The following is a 23494-nucleotide window of genomic DNA, read 5'->3' as shown; positions in this document are numbered from 1 at the left end:
CTGTGGGATTTTACGCAAAGGGCAAGGGTACGGTGGCGGACACGGCGCTGCAAGCTCGGCAAGCGAAGGCTACTCGTCGCGGCCTTCCATCATGGTGCGCTTGAGCATCACGTAGACCGCCCCGGCGCCACCGTGTTTCGCCTGGCAGGAGGTGAAGCCCAGTACTTGCGGGTGCTGGCGCAACCAGGTGTTGACGTGGCTCTTGATCATCGGTCGCTTGCCATCCAGGCGTACGGCTTTGCCATGGGTGACGCGCACGCAGCGGATTTCGAATCGGGTGGCTTCGACCAGGAACGCCCAAAGGGTTTCCCGGGCCTTTTCGACGCTCATGCCGTGCAGGTCGAGGCTGCCTTCGAAGGGGATCTGGCCGACCTTCAGCTTGCGCATCTGGCTTTCCTGGACACCGTCGCGCGCCCACATCAACTCGTCTTCCGGCCCGACGTCGATCACGAACTGATCGGACAAGCCATCCACGGTCGTGGCGTCGGTGCGCACGGTGGCGGCTTGGCGCAGCTTGGCGATTTGCGCGCGATCGGCCTTGGGCTTGCCGGTCTCGGCACGGTCGTGCTTGATCGGTTTTACGCCCTGGATCGCACTTTTGAACAGGGAAAAGTCGTCGTCTTGCATGTCAGCCTCCGCGAAGCCGGCCAGTTTACCCAACTCTGGCGGGATCAGGCGCGACAAAACGTCGGGTGGCGAATCAGTCGTGCTTTTTCATCAGGTGCGGAGCCATGGCCAGCTCCAGGGATTGGCGGGCGCGACGGCGGCAGCGGCGCCAGAGCCAGACGCCCAACAGCAATATGACAAGACCGGCTGCCAGGATGATCGCCGAACCCAGCGGGGTGGCATTCAACTCGCCCAGTGCGGGTGGACGGCCCAGCAGGCTGGCCGCACCGGCCATGGCCAGCAGTACACCGAGTGTTGCCAGGAGCGCAGCGATCGCCGCGCCAAAACGAAAACGCCAGTTGCTCGGGCCCTTGGGCCGCAAGCGACGGGCGTCAAAACCATCGGATAACTTCATTCCGACCTTCCTCAATGGGTATCGGCCCTTCGACCGGAAGATATTCGGGTTGTTCCTGAAGGTAGGGCAATTGCGGCAAATGAGAGGCTTTTGCGGATGAGCGGCAGGACGGGCCGCTCATCAAGGCGCATCAGGTGAAGTCGTGGGTCAAGGCCAGGGTGGCGAAGTTGTCGGCCATGATCGCCATTTCGGTCTGCTGCACGTGTTCGGCGCTGAGGACGCCGCCCTTGTAAGGCAGATCGCGGGTGGCGCAGGCGTCTTCCACCAGGGTGCAGCGAAAGCCCAGGTTCTTGGCGGCGCGCACGGTGGTGCTGACACTGGAATGGCTCATGAATCCACACACGATCAGGTCCAGGGGGCCGAAATCTTCCAGGCGCTTTTTCAGCTCGGTGCCGTGGAAAGCGCTGGGTAGCAACTTTTCGACCACGGTTTCGTCGCCCTGGGGTTCGAGGCCGGGAATGAATTCCCCGCGTTCGCCTTGTGGATCGAACAGCCCGCCATGGGTGCCCAGGTGGCGCACATGCACGATCGGGCGACCGGCTGCACGGGCCGCGCCGAGCAGTTGCTTGATGTTCGCGACGGCTGCATCCATGCCGCTCAGGGCCAGGGGCCCTGCGAGGTATTCCTTCTGGGCATCGATGATGATCAAGGTCGCTTGACTCAGATTGGCCGCTGCATAACCACGGCCGCTGAGTTGAAACATCGTTTTTGGAACGGACATTCTGGGGCTCCTTCGAGTGGGGCTTTTGCGACATTGTCCTCTGGCTGAGCGGTTCTGTGAATCGCTTCCATCGCAAGGGCCGCCGTTGCTGGCCTACAGCCTTGTCAAGATGCTCGTCCTGTTCAATAGATGGTGCGAAAAACGGATAAATCCTACGATTGGTCCGGCGCTTTTCGTTCGTCAATAAGGCGCGTTTGGGTGGGGCCGCGTTTGGCTGGTAGACTCGTCCGTCGATTTTTCTGGAGTTTGCCGCCGTGATCACTTCCCGTCTCCGTACCCTGCGCGACCATATCCGTTGGGCCGTCAGCCGTTTCCATGGGGAGGATCTGTTTTTCGGCCATGGCACCGACAATGCGTGGGACGAAGCCCGGCAACTGGTGTTGGGCGCGTTGCACCTGCCCTGGGAAATTGCCGATAGTTACCTGGACTGCCGTCTTGAAGACGAGGAGTTGGTCCATGTGCAGCGTCTGCTGCGTCGGCGTATTGCCGAGCGCATCCCGGCGGCTTACCTGTTGGGTGAGGCCTGGTTCTGCGGCATGTCGTTCATCGTCGATGAACGGGTGCTGATTCCGCGCTCGCCCATCGGTGAACTGATCGAAAAGCGTTTTGAGCCTTGGCTGGGCCAGGCGCCGGCACGGATTCTCGATCTGTGCACCGGTTCCGGCTGCATCGGCATTGCCTGTGCCGATGAATTCCCGGAGGCCGAGGTGGTGCTGGCCGACCTGTCGTTCGAAGCACTGGAAGTGGCCAACCAGAACATCGAGCGCCATGGCGTCGATGAGCGTGTGTTCACCGTCCAGGGCGATGGTTTCGACGGTTTGCCGGGGCAGCGTTTCGACCTGATCGTGTCGAACCCGCCTTATGTCGATGCGCAAGACTTCGCCGACATGCCGCCGGAATACCAGCACGAACCGGAGCTGGGCCTGGCCTGTGGCGATGATGGCTTGAACCTGGTTCGCCGGATGCTGGCCGAGGCGGCCGATCATCTGACCGAGAAGGGATTGTTGATTGTCGAGGTCGGCAACAGCCAGGTGCACGTCGAGGCGCTGTATCCGGAAGTCGATTTCGCCTGGCTCGACTTCGAGCGCGGCGGCCATGGCGTGTTCATGCTCAGCGCCGAGCAGTGCCGCCAGCACCAGGGGTTGTTCGCTTCGCGGGTTTGATCCCTCTTACCCATCCGGATACACCCACTGTGGGAGCGAGCTTGCTCGCGATGGCGTCGGATCAGCCACATTGCAGTTGACTGATCCATCGCTATCGCGAGCAAGCTCGCTCCCACAGGGTTACTCACGCGCTATTGAGTTCAATGGCGCGTCGCAATCCAGATCAGCAATCCCGCCTGGAACATGGCAAAGGCCACCAGGCAGGTGATGGTGAAGCGCAGGCCGGCGTCTTCGCGCTTGAACTTGGTGACCTTATCTTCCTGCTGCTTGAGTTTGACTTCCTGTTCCGCCAGGTTCTGCTCGGCTTGTTGCAGCATCTGCGCGGCTTCAAGGATGGTCACGAACTGCAGCTTCTCGGTGTTCCAGTCCCCGACCAAATCGCCCACCTGGGCCGGCTTGATGCTGCCCTTGAGGTGCTGGGCGTCGGCGTAGGCCACCTCGAAACCCTGGGCCTTGAGAAAGCGGTCGCGGCGCAGGCGAGTGTCTTCGTTCAGGGCATCCTTGTTATCCAGGTCGGAGCCCTCGACCTGATAGGCCGACCAGCGTTTCTTGGCCCAGGTAATGCCTTGGGCCGCGAGGAAACGGCCGATGCCCCGATTCAACGGCTCGATTTGCAGGTTTTCCGGCGAAAAGAACAGGCGTTTTTCGACGTGGTCGGCCCAGACATCCAGGTGATTCTGTTCCTTGCGCACCCGCTGGTTCGGCAGTTGGATGCTCATGCGCAGCAGGCTGCGTTCCTTGCTGTGGCGCTCGACATAGCTGAACTCGACAAACCGCAGCGGCCGCACACCGGTGGCGCGGTCGGTCTTGAGCGGCGCCAGGCGGAGCATTTTGTGATGCTCGGTATGCACGTCGGCCCACGGCAGCTCCACCGCAGACGAGGCGGGGGCTTCGGCAGCGGTGTCGGGGGAAGCTTGAGTTTCAGTCATAACGGCAAAATCCTGTCCAGGCCGGCGGGTCGGTAGCCAATGCGCTATCCGACACCGGGTTATCGGCTGTTTTTGCCAGTACTGAAGCTAAATCGACTAAAACCGCCTAACGCGCGGCTAACGAGTCAATAAAACGCAGAATCCGCGTACCCAGTTCGGCCGCCAAGGGCAGGTTGGGGTCCTTGTAGGAGGCCAGTTGCCGTTTCACGTCGTTGGGTACGATGCGCATCACGTGGTTCATGCCCTCGATCAGCGCCAGTTCAGCGTCGGGTTTGGCGGCTTTCAATTGCCGGGCATCATCGGCGCCGACCTGGATATCGTTGCTGCCCTGAACGATCAGGGCTGGCATCTTCAGCGCGGCGAAGGCCCGGGCCGGGTCCTGGCGGAACAGCGAGATCAGGTAGGGCTGTACGCTGGGGCGGAAAATGACTTGCAGTTGCGCCGGCACGTTGCTGTCGAGCCGACCGGCCTTGAGGCTGTCGAGCAGCTCATTGCTGCGCAGCATCAACGGCGGCGGCAGGCGGTTGCTCAGTTGTTGGCGCAATACCTGGTCGATCGGCCGGGCACTGCCGGACAGCGAAATCACCGCTGCCGCGTTGGCCTGGGGCGCGGCGAGGCTGGCGATCAACGCGCCTTCACTGTGGCCCAGCAGAATCAACGGGCCCAAGCGTGGATCGGCGGCGAGCTTGTGGCTCCAGGCCACGGCATCGGCCACATAGGCCTCGACGCTCAGGTTGCGCTCGTCCGGTGTCGCCGCGAGGCTGGCGGCCACACCACGTTTGTCATAGCGCACGCTGGCGATGTTGTGCCTGGCCAGCACCCAGGCCAGGCGCTTGAGGCTGTCGTTGCGCCCGCCCTCGGGGTTGTTGCCGTCGCGATCCGTAGGACCGGACCCGGAAATGATCAGGACAACCGGCACCGGCGTGTCGGACTTGGGCAGCAACAACGAGCCGAAAAGCTCACCGCTGCCGGTGTCGAGGCTGATGGGGCGTTGCAGCACCGTGGCCTGTGCCAGGCAGGAAAACAGGCCGGTAAACAAGGTAAGGCTTAGGGCAAGCAGCTTTAACATCATCACGCCATTAGTTGCGAAGGTGCCGGTTGGACTGGTGGCCGCCGATAAGGTTCGAGGATGAACTACGCGGGGAGCCTGCGTATACTGGCGCCCACTACGAATCCAAGGTTGAGTCTCTCAGCGTTTTTCACGGAGCACCCTGCATGTCCGGCAATACCTACGGCAAGCTGTTCACTGTCACCACCGCGGGCGAAAGCCATGGCCCGGCGTTGGTCGCCATTGTCGACGGCTGCCCGCCGGGGCTGGAGATTTCCCTGGACGACCTGCAGCGTGACCTGGACCGTCGCAAGCCCGGTACCAGCCGCCACACCACCCAACGCCAGGAAGCCGATGAAGTCGAAATCCTGTCCGGGGTGTTCGAAGGGCGCACCACCGGCTGCGCCATCGGCCTGCTGATCCGCAACACCGACCAGAAGTCCAAGGACTACTCGGCCATCAAGGACCTGTTCCGCCCGGCCCACGCCGACTACACCTACCACCACAAATACGGCGAGCGCGACTACCGCGGCGGCGGCCGCAGCTCGGCCCGGGAAACCGCCATGCGCGTGGCGGCCGGGGCGATCGCCAAGAAGTACCTGGCCAGCCAGGGCATTGTCATTCGTGGCTACATGAGCCAGTTGGGGCCCATCGAAATCCCGTTCAAGACCTGGGCTTCGGTAGAGCAGAACGCTTTCTTCTGCCCCGACCCGGACAAGGTGCCGGAACTCGAGGCCTACATGGACCAACTGCGCCGTGACCAGGATTCGGTCGGTGCGAAGATCACCGTGGTGGCCGAGGGCGTGATGCCGGGCCTGGGCGAGCCGATCTTCGACCGCCTCGACGCCGAGCTGGCCCACGCGCTGATGAGCATCAACGCGGTGAAAGGCGTGGAGATCGGCGCCGGTTTCGCCTGCGTCGCCCAGCGTGGCACCGAGCACCGTGACGAACTGACTCCGGACGGTTTCCTCAGCAACAATGCCGGCGGTATTCTCGGCGGCATTTCCTCGGGCCAGCCGATCGTGGCGCACCTGGCCTTGAAACCGACGTCCAGCATCACCACGCCGGGACGCTCCATCGACATCCATGGCAACCCTGTCGATGTGATCACCAAGGGCCGTCACGACCCGTGCGTCGGCATTCGTGCCACGCCCATCGCTGAAGCCATGATGGCCATCGTGCTGATGGATCACTTGCTGCGTCATCGCGGCCAGAACGCCGACGTCCGCGTCAGCACCCCGGTGCTGGGGCAACTTTGATGGCCGGCTTGCCAGCCGCCGTGGCCTGACGACCATGGCGGCACTGCCGTACTGGCGGCTCTCCAGCTTCTATCTGTTCTATTTCGCCCTGCTCGGTTCGACGGCGCCGTTCCTGGCGCTGTATTTCGATCACCTGGGCTTCAACGCGGCGCGCATCGGTGAGTTGGTGGCGATCCCGATGTTGATGCGCTGCGTGGCGCCGAACATCTGGGGCTGGCTGGGGGATTACACCGGCCGACGCCTGGCGATCGTGCGGTTTGGCGCGATCTGCACGCTGCTGACCTTCTCGCTGATCTTCATCGATAAAAGCTACGCCTGGCTGGCGATGGTCATGGCCTTGCATGCGTTTTTCTGGCACGCGGTGTTGCCGCAGTTCGAAGTCATCACCCTGGCCCACTTGAGCGGGCAGGCCTCGCGCTACAGTCAGGTCCGCCTGTGGGGCTCCATCGGTTTCATCATTACCGTGGTGGTGCTCGGTCGCTTGTTCGAATGGCTGAGCCTGGACATCTACCCGTTGACGCTGGTGTTGATCATGGCCGGCATCGTCCTTGCCAGCTTCTGGGTGCCCAACGCGCAGCCATTGCAGGGGCCGCGAGTCGCGGGGGAGGGCTTCCTGCGGCAACTGCGCAACCCTGGCGTGCTGGCGTTCTACATTTGTGTCGGCCTGATGCAGGTGAGCCACGGGCCGTATTACACCTTCCTGACGCTGCACCTCGAACGCCTGGGTTACAGCCGCGGTTTGATCGGGCTGCTCTGGGCGGTCGGTGTGGTGGCGGAAGTGTTGGTCTTCCTGCTGATGAGCCGGATCCTGGCGCGGTTTTCCGTGCGTCGGGTACTGTTGGCCAGTTTCCTGTTGGCGGCGTTGCGCTGGCTGTTGCTGGGCTCGCTGGCCGAGTTTCTCTGGGTGTTGCTGTTCGCCCAGGTACTGCATGCGGCGACCTTCGGCAGCTTTCACGCCGCGGCCATCCATTTCGTGCAACGCAGTTTCGGTCCTCGCCAGCAAGGCCAGGGGCAGGCGCTGTATGCCGCGCTGGCCGGTACGGGCGGGGCCTTGGGCGCGTTGTACGCCGGCTACAGCTGGAACGCCCTGGGCGCCAGTTGGACGTTCAGCCTCGCCAGCCTCGCCGCCTTCGCGGCAGCCGTTATCATTGCGACACGCATGCAAGAGGACCGGCCATGAGCCTTCGAACCATTAATTTGCTGGAGCCGTTGTCATGAGCAGCCTGTCCGTTTATCACGTCTCGAGCCCTGACATGCCGAACAAGGTGTTGACTCATTTCGAGGACATTGCCGCGACCCTGGCCGAACAAGGTGTTCGCTTCGATCGCTGGGAAGCGGCGGCGAAAATTCAGCCGGGGGCCAGTGAGGAGGACATCCTTGCGGCTTACCAGGCTCAGATCGATGCGTTGATGACTGAGCGGGGTTACGTTGCGGTCGATGTGGTCAGCGCTGGCAGCGATCACACCGAACAGGTGGTGCCGCAGGCTGAGTGGCTTGATGAATATCGCCATGGCCAGGACGAGGTACGATTTTTCGTCAGCGGTCGTGGGTTGTTTAACCTGCACCTTGGCGATTATGTCTATGCGGTGCTGTGTGAAAGAAACGACTTGATAACGGTGCCGGCCGGTACGCCGCATTGGTTTGACAGGGGGGAGCGGCCGTATTTTGTTTCGATCCGTTTGTCTGGTGATTCGCAGGGGGTGGCCGCTGAGTTCACAGGCGATGATATTGCTCGCCGGTTTCCTCGCCTGGAAGACTGACCCGCGTTCAATCGCCCGGAACACGGCAGACTTTTCCAAGGCGTAAAAAAACGGCGCTTCCCATCTGAAAGAGGCGCCGTTTTCCCAGTGAACAGCAAAGCGAGTTTTCCAGCAGACTCAAGCGCTGTGGTAAGTCGGCAGCGCAAACCGATGCTGGCTCTGCAACAGCGTGATCTGGGGCAACTCGCTGGCCTGTTCGGCCAAGTCGCGACGGATCGCGCTGATCGCCCAGGACAACTGATCCCCCGCGTGCAATTGCGCATAGGAAATCGTGCGTTTGAACAGCTTGCCGTCGCTATTGCGCAAGGTCAGCAAAATGCCGCCGTCCGGGCGGGGCTGAGTGGTCACTTCGTAGTTGGAAAACAGGGATGCAAACTTTTCTTGAATCATGTTCATAGTTGACTGCTCCATGGTGTGGCAAACCGTGGAGAGGTGATTGCACTGTCTATGCCAGCATTTGGCATTATAAAAATCACTTTAAAAACAACGTGTTACGTTTTCGCTTTATTTTCGCTTTCGTGCATCTTGCATGAACGGCCATCGTGCATCCTGCATTTTGCGTGGTCGGGCAACGATATTTGGAACCAAATCATTTTCCGGCGCTCACGCTTCGCCTGCCTCGGGCAGCAGATACAAAACATTGCAAAAACCGCATGTACAGCGCCGCGACCGCCGGCGTACTTTCGAGCCAAAATCACCGCCAGCCCGATAACAAGAACCGAGACCCACGAGGTCGAACGGGGAAGATCACCATGAGTCGTACACCCAGCGACGCCATTACCTGGGGCATGATGCTGCGCAAGCTGCCAGCCATCGCCAGAGCGGTTCCGCGGATCGTCAAAGGCAGGAAGCTGGCCAATGTCCAGGACCCGACCCAACCGTGTGGCCTGGGCTGGTGTTTCGAACAGGCCACCCGACGCAATCCCGAAGGCCCGGCACTGCTGTGTGGCGATACGGTGTTAAGTTATGCACAGGTCAACGCGCAGGCCAATCGCATCGCCCATTACCTGTTGGCCCAAGGCATCGGCAAGGGCGACTGTGTGGCGATATTCGTCGAGAACCGGCCGCAGTTGTTGATCAGCGTGCTGGCGATGGCCAAGGTTGGCGCGGTCAGTGCCATGCTCAACACCTCGCAAACCGGCGATGCGCTGGTGCACAGCCTGGCCTTGGTCAACCCGATCGCGGTGGTGGTCGGGGATGAACGGGTCGCGGCTTTCAACGATGTGCGAGCGCGCACCGCACTGCCGGGCAACAGGACCTGGTGGCTGGCGGATCAGGACGGCGTCGATGTGCCGTCCGGTTTCGTCGACCTGGTGGCCGGTTGCGAGGATTACCCTGACGATAACCCAGCGTGCAGCCAGGAGGTTTTCTGCAACGATCCGTGTTTTTACCTCTACACCTCGGGCACCACCGGACTGCCCAAGGCCGGGGTGTTTCGCCATGGTCGCTGGATGCGCACCTCCACCAGCTTCGGCCTGATCGCCCTGGACATGCAGCCCGACGATGTCGTCTATTGCACCTTGCCGCTGTACCACGCCACCGGCCTGTGTGTGTGTTGGGGCGCGGCGATCTGTGGCGCGTCGGGGTTTGCGATTCGACGCAAGTTCAGCGCCAGCCAGTTCTGGAGCGACGTACGCCGTTACCGGGCGACCACACTGGGTTATGTTGGTGAGTTGTGCCGCTACCTGATCGATCAACCGGTCGTTGCCGATGACCACCACCATGGTGCGAAGAAAATGATCGGCAACGGTCTGCGGCCCGGGGCCTGGTCGGCCTTCAAGACGCGTTTCGGTATCGATCATATCTGCGAGCTGTATGCGGCCAGCGACGGCAATATCGGGTTCACCAACGTCCTGAATTTCGACAACACCGTCGGGTTCTCCCTGATGGGCTGGGAATTGGTGCGGTACGACCATGCCAGTGGCCTGCCGTTGCGCAACCTGCAAGGCCGCATGCAAAAAGTGCCCAAGGGCCAACCAGGCCTGTTGCTGGCGCGGATCGACGAGAAGGCGCCACTGGATGGCTACACCGAGCAAGCCTTGACCGAAAAAACCATCTGCCGGGACGTCTTCGTGCCGGGGGACTGTTACTTCAACACCGGAGACCTGCTGCGCAACATCGGCTTCGGGCATGGGCAGTTCGTCGATCGCCTCGGCGACACCTATCGCTGGAAAGGCGAAAACGTCTCCACCACGGAAGTCGAAAACGTCTTGCTGCAACACCCGCAGGTGGCCGAGGCGGTGGCTTATGGCGTGGAGATCAATGGCACCAATGGCCGTGCCGGCATGGCGGCGATCACTCCGTCCGAATCCCTGGCGACCCTGGACTTCAGCGAGCTGCTGCAATTCTTGCAATGCAAGTTGCCCGCCTGTGCCGTGCCGTTGTTCCTGCGCATCAAGGTGAAGATGGACACCACCGGCACCTTCAAGTACCAGAAGACGCGCCTCAAGGCTGAAGGGTTCGACCCGTGCGTCGCCGGGGATGAGCCGGTCTATGCCTGGCTGCCGGGTACCGATACGTACGTGCGGGTGGACCGGCAACTCGCGGTGCGGATCCAGGGCGGACAATTGCATTATTGATCCTGGCTATGGCGGGCACAGTGAAAAAAGGGATGACAGCGCCCGGGTCCCTCGGGAAACTAGCCGCTTTGCGAAGAGCCGAGTGGAGTTTCCCATGTCCGATACAAGCCGCCAGATGACCCCGGAAGAGGCTGCCGAGTTTGCCGAGCAGGTGTTCAACGTCGCACGCCAGGGCGACGCGGCCATGATGGCCGCGCTCCTGAGCAAGGGCCTGCCGCCCAACCTGCGCAATCACAAGGGCGACACCCTGTTGATGCTGGCCGCTTACCACGGGCATGTGGAAACGGTGAAAGTGCTGCTGGAGCACAAGGCCGATCCGGAAATCCGTAACGACAACGGCCAGAGCCCGATTGCCGGCGCGGCGTTCAAGGGCGACCTGGCAGTGGTCTCGGCGTTGGTGGACGGCGGCGCGCAAGTGGAAGGCGCCTCCTTCGATGGCCGTACCGCCTTGATGATGGCGGCGATGTTCAACCGGGTGGAAATCGTCGACTACCTGATCGGCAAAGGCGCCGACCCGAAAGCCAAGGACGCCAACGGCGTCTCGGCCCTCGATGCCGCCCGCACCATGGGCGCGGTGGACACCACGGCGCAGTTGGAAAAGATGTTGGCCTGATCTTCCTCCGGGGCCGTGATCCTGGAGTGACATTGCTCTTGTGGCGAGGGGATAAATCCCCTCGCCACAAAAGCTCCGGGGCCACAGGTTCCTGACTCGACCGATGTGATGCGCTATCCTGCCCGCCCTCAAAACACCCTTCGCCACAGGATTCACCCCCATGAAAGCCGCCCTCATCGAACTCATCGGTAAAATCAGCTCCGGCTGCCTCGGCGAGGCGGACATCGTGAAAATCGCTGACGAAGCGGCCCAGGCCTACGCCGATCCGACGGCTTTCCTGGCTGCCAACCCCGATATCAACTACGACGACACGTTCCCGATCCCGTTGGGTGAGTGGGTGGTGGTGGGCAGCCTGCCGGACACCGTGCTGTTCCAGGCCGACACCTACGTGGACCTGTTCGAACAGATCGTCGCCTCGTTCGGCCCAGGCGTGGCGTTCAATCTCAAGCCCAAGCAACTGGCGAAAACCGAAGCCCTGACCGCGCTCAACCGCGTCCAGATCCAGATGAGCAGCCTGAACAAGGAAAACGGCGGCTACGTGCTGATGAACTTCAGCCAGTTGCTCGACGATGAATTGCAAATGGTGCTGGTGTACGGCAACGACGTGCCGCGGGTGCTGGAACTGTGTGCCGAAGTCGGCATCGCCGCCGCGCCGGCCTTGGAAGCGCTCAAGGTCGCGGTCCACGTCTGAAGCAATAAAACGGAACCCTTGCCTGGGGCCCGCTATCCTAAGGGTGCCTATCACCATTTGGGAGCGACACCATGGGTTCCACCTTCAACGGCCTGGTCGGCCTGATTATCCTGGCGCTCGATATCTGGGCGATCATCAATGTGCTCAAGAGTGGCGCGGAAACCGGGATGAAAATTCTCTGGGTGCTGCTGATCCTGCTGCTGCCGGTCCTGGGCCTGATCATCTGGGCGATTGCCGGGCCGCGTGGCAACGTGCGGATTTGACTGCTCCATGAAAATGCCCGGTCGCCTTGAGCGACCGGGCATTTTTTATGCGTGGGCTTCAGGCCGTGGCCAGGGACGGCTTGCGCGAGGCACTCAAGAAACGCAGCAAGGCCGACAGTGGAAAGGCGCTGCCGACGATTACCACCCACAACCAGCCGCCGTGCTCGTACACCGCACTGGCAATCGATGAGCCAAAGGCGCCGCCGACGAAGACGCTGGTCATGTACAGCGCATTCAGCCGGCTGCGACTCTTGGCATCGAGGGCGTAGATGGTGCGTTGGCCCAGGACCATGTTCATCTGCACGCAGAAGTCCAGGACCACGCCGGTCACCGCCAGGCCGATCACGCTGTAGAGCGGATGGATGAACGCCGGCAGGAAACTCAGGCTGGCGAACAGCATCGCCACCAGCGAGGCGTTGCGGGTATGGCCGGCATCCGCCAGGCGACCGGTGATGGGCGCGGCGATGGCACCGATGGCGCCGACCAGGGCGAACAGGGCGATTTCAGTCTGGGACAGGCCATGGTTGCGGGACAGTTCCAGCGGCACGGCAGTCCAGAACAGGCTGAACGTGGCGAACATGCAGGCTTGGTAGAACGCCCGTTGGCGCAACAGCGGTTGTCGGCGCAGCAGGGTGCCGAGCGAACCCAGCAGTTGGCCATAAGAGGCGCTATGGTCGGGCTGGCGCTTGGGCACGGTCAGCGCCAGGACGATGCTGATCGCGACCATCAACGCGGCGGCGATGATGAACATGGCCCGCCAGCCGAAGTGATCGGCCACGAAGCTGGCGACCGGCCGCGCCAGCAGGATCCCGAACAGCAGGCCGCTCATGATCCCACCGACGACCCGCCCCCTGGATTCTTCCGGCGCCAGGTGCGCGGCCAGCGGAATCAGGACTTGCACCGACACCGAACTGAATCCCACCAGCAGCGAGACCAGCAGGAACACATTCGGCTGGTCAGTGAACGCCGCCCCCAACAGGCTGGCAATCGCCACCAGCGTGGTGAGAATCATCAGCCGACGGTTCTCCAGCAAGTCACCCAACGGCACCAGGAAAAACAGGCCCAGGGCATAACCGATCTGGGTCAGCGAGACGATCAGGCTGGCCATGGTGCTGCTCAGGCCGACATCGGGTGCGATCAGTTCGATGATGGGTTGGGCGTAGTAGATGTTGGCGGCAATGGCGCCGCAGCAGAAAGCGAAGAGCAGGACCATGCCGCGGGTCAGGGAGCTACCGGCCGAGGTGGGTGAATGAGCACTCATGGCAATCTCATCGCTCAATTGAAAGGATGGCATGAGGCTAAAGACTTGCAGGGCTCAGGAACAGGCTTTGCGGCTGATATCAGTCATGCCCGGAATTAATGGCAACGATCAGATCCTGTGGGAGCGAGCTTGCTCGCGATTGCGGCTTCATTCCAACATCATTGATGCAGAACAGACCGTTATCGCGAGCAAGCTCGCTCCCACAGGTTTGGACTTGGCTGACAGCGTGGTTTTGAGGCGAGTCGAGCCTCACTGCCCGCTATAGATCTGGTCGAAAATCCCGCCATCATTGAAGTGAGTCTTCTGCACCGTGCGCCAGTCGCCGAAGGTTTTTTCCACGGACAGGAAATCCACTTTCGGGAAGCGGTCGGTGTATTTGGCCAGTACTGCCGGGTCCCGTGGGCGCAGGTAGTTGGCGGCGGCGATTTCCTGGCCTTCAGGCGACCACAGGTAGTTGAGGTAGGCCTCGGCGGCTTCGCGGGAGCCTTTTTTCTCGACGACTTTGTCGACCACGCTGACCGGTGGTTCGGCCTCGGCGGAAACGCTCGGGTAGATCACTTCGAACTGGTCGCGGCCGAACTCGCGGGCGATCATTTCCGCCTCGTTTTCAAAGGTCACCAGCACGTCGCCGATCTGGTTGGTCATGAAGGTGGTCGTCGCGGCGCGACCGCCAGTGTCCAGGACTGGCGCCTGCTTGAACAGTTTGCCGACGAAGGCCTTGGCCTTGTTCTCGTCACCGCCATTTTTCAACACGTAACCCCAGGCCGACAGGTAGGTGTAGCGACCGTTGCCGGAGGTTTTCGGGTTGGGCACGATCACCTGCACGCCGTCCTTGAGCAGGTCGGGCCAGTCTTTCAGTGCTTTGGGGTTGCCTTTGCGCACGATGAATACCGTCGCCGAGGTGAACGGCGCGCTGTTGTTTGGCAGGCGGGTGACCCAGTTCTCGGGCACCAGTTTGCCATTGTCCGCCAGGGCATTGATGTCGGTGGCCATGTTCATGGTGATGACATCCGCCGGCAGCCCGTCGATCACCGAGCGCGCCTGTTTGCTGGAGCCGCCGAACGACATCTGCACGGTGATGTTTTCGTTGTGCTCGGCCTGCCAGTGCTTCTGGAAGGCTGCGTTGTAGTCCTTGTAGAAATCGCGCATGACGTCGTAGGAAACGTTAAGCAGGGTCGGGGCGGCGTGGGCCAGGCCGCCGAAGGTCAGGCCGACGGCGAGAAGGGAGGCGCCAAAGAAGTTCTTCACTTACGAATTCCTTTTTATTTGAACGGGGGTTCCGGGCAATTAGCCAGCACACTAGCTGCAAGCCTATAGACCTTCAAGCATCAAAAAGTGCTTTGCTTATTCCAATTTCTTAAACAGTGCATTGCCACAACGGGAACAGAAAGCGGCGCCGTGGTCGTGGTTGTTTTTGCTGCACACCGGGCAATCGTGCTTGAGCTGGTCACCGCGCATGGCGGTGGCCAGTTCAGCCGTGAAAATACCCGTTGGCACGGCGATGATCGAGTAACCGGTGATCATTACCAGGGACGACACCACTTGGCCCAGGGGCGTCTTGGGCACGATGTCGCCGAAGCCTACGGTGGTCAGTGTCACGATAGCCCAATAGATACCCTTTGGGATGCTGGTGAAACCGTGCTCGGGGCCTTCGATGACGTACATCAGCGTGCCGAAGACGGTCACCAGGGTCGAGACGCTGACCAGGAACACAATGATTTTCTGCTTGCTCCCGCGCAACGCCGCCATCAGGTAATTGGCTTGCTTGAGGTAAGGGCTGAGCTTGAGCACGCGGAAAATCCGCAGCATACGGATGATCCGAACGATCAGCAGGTATTGGGCATCGCTGTAGTACAGCGCCAGGATTCCCGGCACGATCGCCAGCAGATCCACCAGGCCGTAGAAACTGAAGGCATAGCGCAGCGGCTTGGGCGAGCAGTACAGGCGCAGGCCATACTCGACGATGAAGATGAACGTGAAGCCCCACTCGATAGCCGCCAGCAGGGCCGCATAGTTCTTGTGCACGCTGTCGATGCTGTCGAGCATCACGATCACCAGGCTGGCGAGGATGATCAACAGCAGGGTGCTGTCGAAGCGCCGGCCGGCCACGGTGTCGGTCTGGAAAATGATCACGTAGAGGCGTTCACGCCAGTTGTCGCTGCTTTGCATAACTTTCGCCTGAACCGGGATCAGCGAAGCCTAGGGTGATTGCCCCGTACAGCGCAAGGCGCGATCTCGAGGCTGGCCTGACGCCACGCCCGGCCGGTGGCCTGGATCAGCCAGCAGGCTAGGATGAACGGCGCTGTCAGGGGAGGCAGGCCGAGGGCGGTAAAGCCTGGCGTGAGCATGATTGCCAGGACGATGCCCATCAGCGGCAGCCATGGGCGGCGCTGTTGGCTGAGGGCCAGCGCCACCAACACCGGGTTGTAGCCGCCCAGCCCGGACAGGGCGGTTGCGTTTTCATGCTGCGACAAGGCGAAGGCCAGGCCGACGGCGGAAGCGAACAATGCCCAAGCGCCGGCGCGCCGGTTGGCCAGCAGCAGACCGACGGCGATCAGCGCACCGGCCGCTGGATGGCCGAGAAACATGACCTGGCCCAGTCCGCTCAACTGAGCGGCCAGCAGGTTGGGCAGGGTCATTTCAATCGAGGTGGCGAGAGGCGGCGGCAGGGTGAACCCCATCAGCGGCCAAGCCAACCCGACAAAGGGCGCGGTGTAGGCGGGCAGGCAGCGAGGGCCTCGGGTGTGCTTGAGCCATTGCTGGGTCAGCATCGCGCTGAGGCCACCCGCGGCGATGATCAACGGTGGCAACAGGGCGGACCAGGGCAACGCCAGGCTCAGCAGCAAGCCCAGCAGGATGCCGTTGTAGCTGAACAGCCCGGCTTGCCGGTCGGCCTTGGTGTAACCGCGTCGCTGGGCCGTCAGCAACCCGGCCACCCCGCCGAGCAACGCGCCGCCGAACAGCGCGGGCGCAGTGAGCAGAATCGCCAACAAGCAGAGCAGGCCGCACAGCGGATGGCGCTGGAGAAAGACTTGGCTGAAGCCGTTGAGCAGGGCGGTGGCCCAGTCGGGGCAGTGGGTGTTGGGCATGGCAGGTGTGTGTCAGAGGGATCGAGTCGACTTCATCGCGAGCAAGCTCGCTCCCACAAGGGCACCGCAGCCCCCGGTGGGAGCGAGCTTGCTCGCGATGAGGCCAGTACAGACGCTAGATCAACGTCTCGATGCGCAGCGAGTTGGTCGACCCCGGCTGCCCGAACGGCACGCCCGCGGTGATCAGCAAGGTATCGCCACGCTGGGCCATGCCTTGGGCCTGGGCAATTTCCAGGGCGGTGGAACAGACTTGCACGAACGACAACGCCACCCAGTCCACGCCCAGCTCCAGGCCGAAACTCAAGTCGCGCCGGTCCTTGGCGGTCAACGGGCTCAGGTCGAGCACGGCCTGGGGCACGTTCATGCCTTTGCGGTCCGACAGCTCGCCGCCGTTGAGCACTTCGGTGTCGATGGCGTCGCGGTGCCTGGCGGTCACGCGCAGGTGCAACTTGCCGTCGTCCAGCAGCAGGTCCATGCCTGGCTCCAGGGCCGCGATGATTTCCGGGTGGGGCAGGTTGACCCGGCGTTGGTCACCCGGCGTTGGGTCCAGGTCCAGGCGCAGGGCCTGGCCCCGTTGCAGCAGAACCTTGCCGTCGACGAATTGGCCAACCCTCAGCTTCGGGCCTTGCAGGTCCATCAGGATGCCCAGGGGGTAATTGAGCTGCTGCTCGACGTCACGAATCCACTGGTAGCGCTGGGCGTGGTCGGCAGGGTCGCCGTGGCTGAAGTTCAGGCGGAAGATGTTCACGCCGGCCTGTACCAGCTCGCGGATGTCATCGAGGTCACGGGTGGCGGGGCCGAGGGTCGCGAGGATCTTGACTTTTTTATCAGGCGTCATGTTGGGGGTTCTCGAGGATCAGGATGGCGCGAAAGTCGTTGACATTGGTGCGGGTCGGTTCGGTGACGATCAGCGCATCCAGGGCGGCGAAGTAGCCGTAGCCATTGTTGTTATCCAACTCGTCGCTGGCGCACAGGCCCAGTTCGGCGGCGCGGCGATAGCTGTCCGGGGTCATGAGGGCGCCGGCGTTGTCTTCGGAGCCGTCGATGCCGTCCGTGTCGCCAGCCAGCGCATAAATGCCGGGATGGCCCTTGAGGCTGTCGGTCAGGCTCAGCAGGAATTCGGCATTGCGCCCGCCACGGCCATCGCCGCGCACGGTGACGGTGGTTTCGCCGCCGGAGAGAATCACGCACGGCGCCGCCAGCGGCTGGCCGTGCAAGGCGATTTGCCGGGCAATGCAGGCATGGACTTTCGCCACCTCCCGGGATTCGCCTTCCAGGTCGCCGAGGATCAATGGGCTGAAACCGGCCTGGCGAGCTTTCACCGCTGCGGCTTCCAGGGATTGCTGGGGACGGGCGATCAATTGGAAGTGGCTGCGGGCCAGGCCCGGGTCCCCGGGCTTGACGGTTTCCGACGCTGGGCTGTGCAGCCAGTCGCGCACCGACGTCGGCACATCGATGTGGTAGCGCTGGAGAATCGCCAGGGCTTCGGCCGATGTACTGGGGTCGCCCACTGTGGGGCCGGATGCGATGACCGTGGCCAGGTCACCCGGCACGTCGGAAATCGCGTAGGTGTACACCGTCGCCGGCCAGCAGGCCTTGCCCAGGCGCCCGCCCTTGATCGCCGAGAGGTGCTTGCGCACGCAATTCATCTCGCCGATGGTCGCACCGGACTTGAGCAAGGCTTTGTTGATCGATTGCTTGTCGGCCAGGGTGATGCCTTCGGCTGGCAAGGCGAGCAGGGCGGAGCCGCCGCCGGACAAGAGGAAGATCACCCGGTCGTCTTCGCTGAGATTGCTCACCAGCCCCAGTACTCGCTGGGCCACGGCCAGGCCCGCGGCGTCAGGCACCGGGTGGGCGGCTTCCACCACTTCGATTTTCTGGCAGGGCGCGCCATGGCCGTAGCGGGTCACCACCAGGCCGGACACTTCACCCTGCCAGCAGCGCTCGACCACTTGTGCCATGGCCGCCGCGGCCTTGCCGGCGCCAATGACGATTACCCGGCCGCTGCGGTCGCTGGGCAGGTAGTGTCCAAGGACGTGGTGCGGATGGGCCGCGTCGATGGCTGTGGCAAACAGCTCGCGCAGCAGTTGTTGCGGATCGACCGACATGGCGGGCTCCCGGTTTTTTATTATTGGTGTGGATGCGGACCCTGTGGGAGCGAGCTTGCTCGCGATAGCGGTTTTACATCCAGCAACGACGTTGGCTGGGCTACCGTTATCGCGAGCAAGCTCGCTCCCACAGGGGGGCGGGGTTTATTTGTCGCGAATCGAGAAATTGGCCATGTGCTCCAACCCCTTGATCAGCGCCGAGTGATCCCAGTTGCTGCCGCCAATGGCCGCGCAGGTGCTGAACACTTGTTGGGCGTTGGCGGTGTTGGGCAGGTTGATGTTCAGTTCCTTGGCGCCTTGCAGGGCCAGGTTCAGGTCCTTCTGGTGCAGGCTGATGCGGAAGCCCGGGTCGAAGGTGCCCTTGATCATGCGTTCACCGTGCACTTCGAGGATCTTCGACGACGCGAAACCGCCCATCAGTGCTTCACGGACCTTGGCCGGGTCGGCACCGTTTTTCGCGGCGAACAACAACGCTTCGGCCACCGCCTGGATGTTCAGGGCGACGATGATCTGGTTCGCCACCTTGGCGGTCTGGCCATCGCCATTGCCGCCCACCAGGGTGATGTTCTTGCCCATGGCCTGGAACAGCGGCAGGGCGCGCTCGAAGGCGGCGCTGTCGCCACCGACCATGATGCTCAGGGTCGCGGCCTTGGCACCGACTTCACCACCGGAGACCGGGGCATCGAGGTATTGCGCGCCTGTTTCATTGATCTTCGCCGCGAACGCCTTGGTGGCGGTGGGGGAGATCGAACTCATGTCGATCACCACCTTGCCCGCGCCCACGCCCGCCGCCACGCCATCGGCGCGGAACAGCACGTCGTCGACCTGCGGCGTGTCCGGGACCATGACGATGATGAACTCGGCTTCCTGGGCCACTTCCTTCGGGTTGGCCAACGCCACCGCGCCACCGGCCAGCAGGTCGGCCGGAGCCGCGTCGTGGTGCTGGGACAGGAACAGGCTGTGACCGGCCTTTTGCAGGTTCAGTGCCATGGGGTGGCCCATGATGCCGGTGCCGATGAATCCGATTTTAGCCATGGGGAAATCCTCTTGTTGTTATCGCTGCTTCAAGCAAATGAGGGAGTGCTTTTCTGTGGGAGCGAGCTTGCTCGCGATGACGGTGTGTCAGCCAAAAATGAGTGACTGGACTGACGCCATCGCGAGCAAGCTCGCTCCCACAGGGGGAAATTGCATCAGATTGCGTTATGGGTTTTCAGCCAGCCCAGGCCGGCTTCGGTGGTGGTCAGCGGCTTGTATTCACAGCCGACCCAACCCTGGTAGCCGATGCGGTCCAAGTGTTCGAACAGGAAGTGGTAGTTGATTTCCCCCGTGCCCGGCTCGTTGCGGCCCGGGTTGTCCGCCAGTTGCACATGGTTGATCTCGCCCAGGTGCGCCGACAGGGTCCGGGCCAGGTCACCTTCCATGATCTGCATGTGGTAGATGTCGTATTGCAGGAACAGGTTGGCACTGCCCACCTGCTCGCGGATCGACAAGGCCTGGGCGGTGTTGTTCAGGTAGAAGCCAGGAATGTCGCGGGTATTGATGGCTTCCATCACCAGCTTGATGCCTTTGGCCTGCAACTTCTCGGCGGCGTATTTCAGGTTGGCGACGAAGGTTTTCTCCACCAGTGTTTCACTGCAGTTCTGCGGACGAATCCCCGACAGGCAGTTGACCTGCGTGTTGCCCAGCACCTGGGCGTAGGCGATGGCCAGGTCGACACCGGCGCGGAATTCCTCGACCCGGTCCGGCAGGCAGGCAATGCCGCGCTCGCCCTTGGCCCAGTCGCCGGCCGGCAGGTTGAACAGCACTTGGGTCAGGCCATGGGTGTCGAGCAAGGCCTTGAGTTCGGCGGAGCTGTAGTCATAGGGGAACAGGTATTCGACACCACTGAAACCGGCCTTGGCGGCGGCTTCGAAACGGGCGAGGAAATCCTGCTCGGTAAACAGCATGGACAGGTTGGCGGCGAAACGCGGCATGGTGGTCTCCTGTGAATATTTAGGCCCCCTGTGGGAGCGAGCTTGCTCGCGATAGCGGTGAGTCTGCTTGCATCCAGGTTGAATGTAGCGCCCTCATCGCGAGCAAGCTCGCTCCCACATGGACGCCGGTCGGTCAGTCGAGCAACGAAATGGCGGTCGGTGCATCGTTGCCCACAAGCGCCAAGTCTTCAAACTCATTGACGGCATTGATCTCGGTGCCCATGGAGATATTGGTCACCCGCTCCAGGATGATCTCGACGATCACCGGCACCTTGAACTCCTCGATCATCGCTTGGGCCTGGCGCAGCGCCGGTTGGATACCCGCCGGTTCGAACACCCGCAACGCCTTGCACCCCAGGCCCTCGGCCACGGCAACGTGGTCCACGCCATAGCCGTTGAGTTCCGGGGCGTTGAGGTTGTCGAAGGACAGCTGCACGCAATAGTCCATGTCGAACCCGCGCTGGGCCTGGCGAATCAGACCCAGGTAGGAATTGTTCACCACCACATGGATGTAGGGAAGCTTGAATTGCGCACCCACCGCCAGCTCTTCGATCATGAACTGGAAATCATAGTCGCCCGACAGCGCCACGACCTTGCGGCTCGGATCGGCCTTGACCACCCCCAGTGCCGCCGGAATGGTCCAGCCCAAGGGACCGGCCTGGCCGCAGTTGATCCAGTGGCGTGGCTTGTAGACGTGGAGAAACTGCGCCCCGGCGATCTGCGACAGGCCGATGGTGCTGACGTAGCAGGTGTCCTTGCCGAACACCTGGTTCATTTCTTCGTACACCCGCTGTGGCTTGACCGGCACGTTGTCGAAGTGAGTCTTGCGCTGCAGGCTGGCCTTGCGTTGCTGGCAGTCCTGCAGCCAGGCGCTACGGTTTTTCAGTTTGCCGGCGGCTTGCCATTCGCGGGCCACTTCGATGAACACCGTCAGGGCCGAGGCGGCGTCGGAAACGATGCCCAGGTCAGGGGTGAAGACGCGGCCGATCTGGGTCGGCTCGATGTCCACATGAATGAACGTGCGGCCTTCGGTGTAGACGTCCACCGAACCGGTGTGACGGTTGGCCCAGCGGTTACCGACGCCCAGCACCACGTCCGACTTGAGCAAGGTCGCATTGCCGTAGCGGTGGGACGTTTGCAGGCCGACCATGCCGACCATCAGCGGGTGATCGTCCGGGATGGTGCCCCAGCCCATCAAGGTGGGGATGACCGGGATACCGGTCAGCTCGGCGAACTCCACCAGCAGGTCGCTGGCATCGGCGTTGATGATGCCACCGCCGGCCACCAGTAATGGACGTTCAGCCTGATTGAGCATGGCCAGGGCTTTCTCGATCTGCACGCGGTTGGCCGCGGGTTTGGCCAGCGGAAGCGGTTGATAGGTGTCGATGTCGAACTCGATCTCGGCCATCTGCACGTCGAACGGCAGGTCGATCAGCACCGGGCCCGGGCGGCCGGAGCGCATCTCGAAGAACGCCTTCTGGAAGGCATACGGCACTTGGCCCGGCTCGAGCACGGTGGTTGCCCACTTGGTCACGGGTTTAACGATGCTGGTGATATCCACAGCCTGAAAATCTTCCTTGTGCATGCGGGCGCGGGGGGCTTGCCCGGTGATGCAAAGAATCGGAATGGAATCGGCCGAAGCGCTGTAGAGCCCGGTCACCATATCGGTGCCGGCCGGGCCCGAAGTGCCGATGCATACACCGATATTGCCGGCCTTGGTCCGGGTGTAACCCTCGGCCATGTGCGAGGCGCCTTCAACGTGGCGAGCGAGGACGTGATCGATGCCACCCACCTTCTGCAGGGCGGAGTACAGCGGGTTGATCGCGGCACCCGGGATGCCGAAGGCCGTGTCCACGCCTTCACGGCGCATCACCAGAACGGCGGCTTCGATTGCTCTCATTTTGCTCATGGTTTTGTGCCTCTTACGTTTTGTAATTGTATACAAGTGGCTTTGCGTAGAGTGTATTCATGGCGAACGACGGAGGTCAATCCATTTCCTCAAGCACCTGTTTCATTCGTCGGAGGGCCTGGTTTTGCTGCTATCCTTCACCAATTCAGGCTGTTTGTGAAAATTATTGTATACAAAAATATTCTGTGTTGTGTTCTATTTGTGAGGTTCGGTTCTGCTGAAAGTGAAGCCCCCAAGGCTTTTCCATAACAAAAGAAGGACAGCACCCATGAGCGTTCTAACCTTGAAAATCGCCGTCAACCTGGCCGGGCAAGCCCTTGCCGCCGGTCATGAAATCAGCGCTGCGCCCTTGACCGTCGCGGTCCTGGACAGTGGCGGACACCTGATTGCCTTGCAGCGCGAAGACGGCGCCAGCCTGCTTCGCCCGCAGATCGCCATCGGCAAGGCCTGGGGCGCCATCGCCCTGGGCAAAGGCTCGCGCCTGCTCGCCCAGGATGCCCAACAACGCCCGGCGTTCTTTGCCGCCTTGAATGGGTTGGGACAGGGCAACGTCGTACCGGCCCCGGGTGGGGTATTGATCAGGGATCAGGAGGGGAGGGTGCTGGGGGCGATTGGTGTCAGTGGCGATGTTTCGGATGTGGATGAGCAGGTGGCAGTCAGGGCGGTGGAGGCGTTGCAGTTGAGGGCGGATGTCGGGGTGGTTGCTTGATTTTGTGTTGAATGGACTGGCGCCATCGCGAGCAAGCTCGCTCCCATAGGGTTTGATGCTGGACACGGGAGTGTCAGGTTTTTTGTGTGCGGGCCGGTAACGGCCTGCCGTTAGGCAGACCTTCATTTACCACGTCGGCCTGATGAACCGGTCCCCGTACAGGATCGCGAATTGATTCATGGCACTTTTCCAGTCGTGGGCCGCACTGCCCCAGTTCGCCGTGATATTGCGCAAGCCCAGCCAGATTAATTTGATTGCAGCGTCATCGGTTGGGAAGTGTCCTCTCGTTTTAATGATCTTGCGCAGTTGAGCGTTGATGCTTTCGATTGCATTGGTCGTGTAGATCACTTTTCGAATGGCCGGTGGGAAAACAAAAAATGGGACGACTCGATCCCAGG

General features: G+C 61.9%; 25 protein-coding genes. 9 read left to right on the top strand and 16 right to left on the bottom strand.

The genetic code is table 11. The features are described 5' to 3' along the window. Positions 1–69 precede the first annotated feature (69 nt). From BM321_RS26655 to BM321_RS26645, 3 genes are all read right to left on the bottom strand, one after another. Complete coding sequence (locus BM321_RS26655) at positions 70–627, bottom strand: Smr/MutS family protein (RefSeq protein WP_092445886.1); 558 nt, start codon at positions 625–627, stop codon at positions 70–72. Between the two features lie 73 nt (positions 628–700). Further along, entirely contained in the window at positions 701–1021 is a 321-nt protein-coding gene (locus tag BM321_RS26650) for a hypothetical protein (RefSeq protein WP_092445842.1), read from the bottom strand. Positions 1022–1151: 130 nt separating this feature from the next. Beyond that, positions 1152–1742 (bottom strand): cysteine hydrolase family protein, encoded by a 591-nt coding sequence (locus tag BM321_RS26645; RefSeq protein WP_092445840.1) that lies wholly within the window; start codon positions 1740–1742, stop codon positions 1152–1154. Positions 1743–1996: 254 nt separating this feature from the next. On the opposite strand from BM321_RS26645, the gene prmB reads away from it, so the two are divergent. Then, positions 1997–2905 (top strand): 50S ribosomal protein L3 N(5)-glutamine methyltransferase, encoded by a 909-nt coding sequence (gene prmB, locus BM321_RS26640; RefSeq protein WP_092328407.1) that lies wholly within the window; start codon positions 1997–1999, stop codon positions 2903–2905. A 140-nt stretch (positions 2906–3045) separates the two neighbouring features. Here the strand turns inward: prmB and BM321_RS26635 are convergent, their stop codons facing one another. Beyond that, a complete protein-coding gene (locus tag BM321_RS26635; protein WP_092201745.1) occupies positions 3046–3834 on the bottom strand; it encodes a hypothetical protein in 789 nt (262 codons plus the stop codon). Between the two features lie 106 nt (positions 3835–3940). Then, positions 3941–4906: an alpha/beta hydrolase gene (locus BM321_RS26630; protein WP_092328402.1), complete on the bottom strand. Its 966-nt coding sequence runs from the start codon at positions 4904–4906 to the stop codon at positions 3941–3943. 143 nt (positions 4907–5049) lie between these two features. On the opposite strand from BM321_RS26630, the gene aroC reads away from it, so the two are divergent. The 3 genes from aroC to BM321_RS26615 are packed head-to-tail and all read left to right on the top strand — an operon-like array spanning position 5050 to position 7901. Next, a complete protein-coding gene (gene aroC / locus BM321_RS26625; protein WP_092445838.1) occupies positions 5050–6141 on the top strand; it encodes a chorismate synthase in 1092 nt (363 codons plus the stop codon). A gap of 34 nt (positions 6142–6175) precedes the next feature. Next, positions 6176–7321, top strand: a complete 1146-nt coding sequence (locus BM321_RS26620; RefSeq protein WP_092445836.1) for an MFS transporter — start codon at positions 6176–6178, stop codon at positions 7319–7321. A 34-nt stretch (positions 7322–7355) separates the two neighbouring features. Beyond that, on the top strand, positions 7356–7901 hold the full coding sequence (locus tag BM321_RS26615) for a 1,2-dihydroxy-3-keto-5-methylthiopentene dioxygenase (protein ID WP_092445834.1): 546 nt from the start codon (positions 7356–7358) through the stop codon (positions 7899–7901). Positions 7902–8018: 117 nt separating this feature from the next. Here the strand turns inward: BM321_RS26615 and BM321_RS26610 are convergent, their stop codons facing one another. Beyond that, positions 8019–8297, bottom strand: coding sequence for a DUF3509 domain-containing protein (locus BM321_RS26610; RefSeq protein WP_003204481.1), 279 nt, complete (start codon positions 8295–8297; stop codon positions 8019–8021). A 356-nt stretch (positions 8298–8653) separates the two neighbouring features. Between BM321_RS26610 and BM321_RS26605 the strand changes: the two genes are divergently transcribed. The 4 genes from BM321_RS26605 (at position 8654) to BM321_RS26590 (ending at position 12047) form a co-directional block, all read left to right on the top strand. Then, the gene (locus tag BM321_RS26605) at positions 8654–10480 is read left to right on the top strand and encodes a long-chain-acyl-CoA synthetase (protein ID WP_092445832.1); all 1827 of its coding nucleotides are present in this window, start codon (positions 8654–8656) and stop codon (positions 10478–10480) included. Between the two features lie 94 nt (positions 10481–10574). Then, positions 10575–11093 (top strand): ankyrin repeat domain-containing protein, encoded by a 519-nt coding sequence (locus tag BM321_RS26600; RefSeq protein ID WP_092170964.1) that lies wholly within the window; start codon positions 10575–10577, stop codon positions 11091–11093. Between the two features lie 160 nt (positions 11094–11253). Then, entirely contained in the window at positions 11254–11784 is a 531-nt protein-coding gene (locus BM321_RS26595; protein ID WP_092445830.1) for a hypothetical protein, read from the top strand. A gap of 71 nt (positions 11785–11855) precedes the next feature. After that, positions 11856–12047: a PLDc N-terminal domain-containing protein gene (locus BM321_RS26590; RefSeq protein WP_003204476.1), complete on the top strand. Its 192-nt coding sequence runs from the start codon at positions 11856–11858 to the stop codon at positions 12045–12047. Positions 12048–12105: 58 nt separating this feature from the next. Here BM321_RS26590 and BM321_RS26585 read toward each other — a convergent pair whose 3' ends face one another. The 9 genes from BM321_RS26585 to gcl all read right to left on the bottom strand — a co-directional run bounded on the left by BM321_RS26585 (position 12106) and on the right by gcl (position 22387). After that, the gene (locus tag BM321_RS26585; RefSeq protein ID WP_092445828.1) at positions 12106–13308 is read right to left on the bottom strand and encodes an MFS transporter; all 1203 of its coding nucleotides are present in this window, start codon (positions 13306–13308) and stop codon (positions 12106–12108) included. Between the two features lie 249 nt (positions 13309–13557). Further along, the gene (locus BM321_RS26575) at positions 13558–14556 is read right to left on the bottom strand and encodes a sulfate ABC transporter substrate-binding protein (RefSeq protein WP_092445824.1); all 999 of its coding nucleotides are present in this window, start codon (positions 14554–14556) and stop codon (positions 13558–13560) included. A gap of 96 nt (positions 14557–14652) precedes the next feature. Next, complete coding sequence (locus tag BM321_RS26570) at positions 14653–15477, bottom strand: ion transporter (protein ID WP_072406483.1); 825 nt, start codon at positions 15475–15477, stop codon at positions 14653–14655. A gap of 20 nt (positions 15478–15497) precedes the next feature. Then, a complete protein-coding gene (locus BM321_RS26565; RefSeq protein ID WP_092445822.1) occupies positions 15498–16397 on the bottom strand; it encodes an urea transporter in 900 nt (299 codons plus the stop codon). 115 nt (positions 16398–16512) lie between these two features. Continuing rightward, positions 16513–17235 carry a pyruvate kinase gene (locus tag BM321_RS26560; protein ID WP_371856652.1) on the bottom strand — a complete coding sequence of 241 codons (723 nt, stop codon included), beginning with the start codon at positions 17233–17235 and terminating at the stop codon, positions 16513–16515. Then, positions 17225–18505 (bottom strand): glycerate kinase type-2 family protein, encoded by a 1281-nt coding sequence (locus tag BM321_RS26555; protein WP_092445820.1) that lies wholly within the window; start codon positions 18503–18505, stop codon positions 17225–17227. The genes BM321_RS26560 and BM321_RS26555 overlap by 11 nt, the downstream gene beginning before the upstream one ends. Before the next feature lie 144 nt (positions 18506–18649). Further along, positions 18650–19540 (bottom strand): 2-hydroxy-3-oxopropionate reductase, encoded by an 891-nt coding sequence (locus tag BM321_RS26550; RefSeq protein ID WP_092328376.1) that lies wholly within the window; start codon positions 19538–19540, stop codon positions 18650–18652. Positions 19541–19695: 155 nt separating this feature from the next. Continuing rightward, positions 19696–20478: a hydroxypyruvate isomerase gene (hyi, locus tag BM321_RS26545; protein ID WP_092445818.1), complete on the bottom strand. Its 783-nt coding sequence runs from the start codon at positions 20476–20478 to the stop codon at positions 19696–19698. 133 nt (positions 20479–20611) lie between these two features. Further along, positions 20612–22387, bottom strand: coding sequence for a glyoxylate carboligase (gcl, locus tag BM321_RS26540; RefSeq protein WP_092445816.1), 1776 nt, complete (start codon positions 22385–22387; stop codon positions 20612–20614). Between the two features lie 268 nt (positions 22388–22655). Here gcl and BM321_RS26535 point away from each other — a divergent pair, with 268 nt between their 5' ends. Beyond that, entirely contained in the window at positions 22656–23096 is a 441-nt protein-coding gene (locus tag BM321_RS26535; RefSeq protein ID WP_092445814.1) for a GlcG/HbpS family heme-binding protein, read from the top strand. A gap of 126 nt (positions 23097–23222) precedes the next feature. Here the strand turns inward: BM321_RS26535 and BM321_RS26530 are convergent. Continuing rightward, a partial coding sequence (locus tag BM321_RS26530) for a transposase (protein WP_139236218.1) occupies positions 23223–23494 on the bottom strand: 272 nt, incomplete at its 5' end.

It is taken from the genome of Pseudomonas sp. NFIX10 (assembly GCF_900111955.1).
In the GTDB taxonomy this organism is placed as follows: domain Bacteria; phylum Pseudomonadota; class Gammaproteobacteria; order Pseudomonadales; family Pseudomonadaceae; genus Aquipseudomonas; species Aquipseudomonas fluorescens_AA.
Note: the sequence above shows the minus strand (reverse complement) of the source record. Positions and strands in the feature narration are given on the sequence as shown.